The organism is Mesorhizobium sp. M7A.F.Ca.CA.004.12.1.1 (assembly GCF_003997835.1).
Lineage (GTDB): Bacteria > Pseudomonadota > Alphaproteobacteria > Rhizobiales > Rhizobiaceae > Mesorhizobium.
Window position 1 is genome coordinate 1 of sequence record NZ_RZRK01000962.1, and the last position, 2,096, is coordinate 2,096.

General features: G+C 62.4%; 3 protein-coding genes. 2 read left to right on the plus strand and 1 reads right to left on the minus strand.

Annotated elements, in window-relative coordinates; genetic code table 11:
* Positions 1-80 precede the first annotated feature (80 nt).
* Positions 81-785, plus strand: coding sequence for a helix-turn-helix transcriptional regulator (locus EN984_RS32270; RefSeq protein WP_127268739.1), 705 nt, complete (start codon positions 81-83; stop codon positions 783-785).
* Between the two features lie 239 nt (positions 786-1,024).
* Here EN984_RS32270 and EN984_RS32275 read toward each other — a convergent pair whose 3' ends face one another.
* Positions 1,025-1,327: a hypothetical protein gene (locus tag EN984_RS32275; RefSeq protein ID WP_127268738.1), complete on the minus strand. Its 303-nt coding sequence runs from the start codon at positions 1,325-1,327 to the stop codon at positions 1,025-1,027.
* Positions 1,328-1,512: 185 nt separating this feature from the next.
* Between EN984_RS32275 and EN984_RS32280 the strand changes: the two genes are divergently transcribed.
* Entirely contained in the window at positions 1,513-1,881 is a 369-nt protein-coding gene (locus EN984_RS32280; RefSeq protein WP_127268737.1) for a hypothetical protein, read from the plus strand.
* Positions 1,882-2,096: the final 215 nt, after the last annotated feature.

Sequence of the window (2,096 nt, forward strand, 5' to 3'; positions counted from 1 at the left end):
TTGCATAACCATATATAAGCATAACTCACAAATTTATGCAAGCCATTCTTTCATAGACGAGAGCCACTTTCATCACTCACATGGTCGCCATGGCAAGAACGGAACTGTCGATCAAGGTCGGGGCGGCGATCCGCAAGGCGCGCAAGCAGCGCGGCCTGGTCATGCGCCACATCGCCGAGCACAACGACACTGATGTCGCCGCCGTCGGCAATTGGGAAACCGGCCGCAATCTGCCCAAGACCGAGAACCTCCTGAAGACCGCCGCCTTCCTGCGCGTCGACCCGGTGGCGCTAGGTCAAGGGCAGGTCGTGTTTCTCGACGATGCCGGACCGGTCGCCGATGCGGAGATCGTCACCGATACCGGTCCGCTACCCGCGGGGTCGATGGATATCGAGGTGCTGGGCGCGGCCGTCGGCGGCGACGATGGCGATTTCACCTTCAACGGCGAGCCGGCGGGTTACGTCCAGCGCCCGCCGGGGGTGCGCAACCTGCCGAAGGTGTTCGCCCTGCACGTGCTCTCGGATTCCATGGTGCCGCGTTATGAGCCCGGCGACCTGATCTATTGCGGCGGCCGCGACGCGGTGCCCGGCGACCATGTGGTGATCGAGACCTTCCCCGAGGAAAACGAGCGCAACGGCAAGGCCTTCATCAAGAAGCTGGTCAAGCGCACGGCGGGCGAGCTGGTGGTCGAGCAGTACAATCCGCCGAAGACGCTGACCTTCAACCGCTACGCCATCAAACATGTCTGGCGCGTGATTCCGCTGAAGGAATTGCTGGGGTATTGAGGAGCGCTTCTTGCCTTCTCCCCTTGCGGGGTGAAAGGCGGTCCGCACAGCGGACGAAAAGCCAATTGCTTGGCTTTTCGAGCCTTGAACGCCCTGAGCTTGCGAAGGGCCGGGTAGCGCAGGATCCACCTGCCGGGTCCCCGCTGCTTCGCAGCGTCCCGGCGTTCGCTGGCCTTTGATCGTGCCACTGGCACGATCAATTCACTCACGCGAACCGGCCGTTCACCCTTCGACAAGACTCAAGCCCGCCTCGCTCCCTCCAGCGGCACCTCGCGATCGCTCAGCATCTGCGCTTCGCTGCGCACGCGCTGGCGCTCGTCGATGAAGGCCGCCTGGATCGTAACGGTCGCTCCTGGCAGTCCGTCGGCACGGCAGGCCGCGCAGACGATGCGGCCCGACAGAGCGGCAAGCGGCGTGTTCCCCGTCACGCCGAACCGCTTCAGCTGATCGGGTCGCCACCAACGGTTGCGGCCGCAATCCGCGCACTCGACCGAGATCGAGGCGACATGCGCGATTGTTGGTTCCCTGCCCGGCAATGCCATCGCCCCTGCCTCATCGTTGTTCCTGATTTGTTCGCATATTCCTGTGTTTTGCGCCGGGAGTCGAGTCGCAGTTTTCAAACTTTCCCCGAAGTTTTTCTTCTAGTGCAATTTGAGTTATGCTTTCATATATATGAAAATGTGAGTCAGACACGAACCTGCCCACTGCATCAGACCCGGGAGCGATAATGGACGCTTTTGCCACCGATTTTGCCCGTTCCTGCGGTTACGCCGGCGACAGCCTGGCCCTGCTTGAAGCCTTCGAAGCCATCCGCCGAAACGGCATCGCCCACGCCCGTCAGGATCACGTCAGGCGCAAGGCAGTGATCGACGAGTTGAAACCGTCGGAGGCGCTGTTCCTGGCCGCGATTGGCCCGGCGCTCTCGGCGGAAGAGGCCATTGAGGACGCCGCCCGCTTCATAGCCTGCTGGCGCAACATACCGCGCTGGCGCCAGGAGCGGCGCTTGCCCGACCTGGTCAGGGCCAAGCAACAACGGCTGGTGGCACGGTATTTTCGTCGCCATGGCCATCTTCTATGGGCGCGCGAAGCAGCGTGAGGCTGGACCAGCCATTTGCGGGTTCCATCGGCAATTTTTTCTTTCTAGACTGCGCAGGGGTGGCTGATCGTCGACGTGCATAGTTTGGGATGTTCAAGACTGCCCGCTCAAGATTTCAAACCTGGATAACGGCCGGCGCGGGAACCATCGCCGCCCTGCTTGTCGCCGGCCTGATGGGGGCCTTCGGCGCCCTGCCCGCCCACGCCCCGCCGCAA